The organism is Pseudoalteromonas sp. SWXJZ94C, from assembly GCF_015864385.1.
Lineage (GTDB): Bacteria > Pseudomonadota > Gammaproteobacteria > Enterobacterales > Alteromonadaceae > Pseudoalteromonas.
Genome location: NZ_JADYXF010000161.1, coordinates 1 through 590 on the forward strand (window position 1 = coordinate 1; position 590 = coordinate 590).

General features: G+C 41.2%; 1 pseudogene. It reads right to left on the reverse strand.

From position 1 onward, the window contains the following. Positions 1-112: 112 nt before the first annotated feature. Positions 113-588: pseudogene (locus I6F65_RS21925) on the reverse strand (Mobile element protein); the annotation flags it as partial. Between the last annotated feature and the right edge of the window lie 2 nt (positions 589-590).

Below are 590 nucleotides of genomic sequence, written 5' to 3' on the forward strand. Positions count from 1 at the left end.
GCTTCATCTAATAATGCTTGAGACGTAAAGCGCCCCTCCCACAAAGTTGTATGGAACAACTTTGAACGCCTTAGGCGGCCCGAAGGGTGAGCGCCATGGATGGCAACGAATAAAATCGTCCTGTGCAGTTATCTTCTTTGTTCGCTCTGCGCGCAATACCTTCGTTTAACAACCGCATAAACCAACTGATACTTGATAAGCGCTCTCGGTATTGTTTACTGTTTGATTAAAAAAGATAAGCTCAGCTTTACTTAGCTTTTCACCCTGTATGTACTTTTGCGTCAGTACGGTGCCTTTACAGAGTTTATGCCAGCGAATAATAATCGCTTTATCATTCAGCCTATTTGCTTTTTTATCATCAATATACAGTACTAAATGGGTGTGGTTACTCATTACTGCGTAAGCGCATACATCAATACAAAATACCGTTGCTAATTCAAGTACCTTATCTTTAACCCAACCTCGTCGATGTTCGTAAGACTTACCTGTAAAGTGGTCTTCACCACACAGAAAGGCACGACGTACACAGCGTGAAATACAGTGATAATATTTTGTATCAACCAAACTTACCTGACGCTTTCTTGCAATAG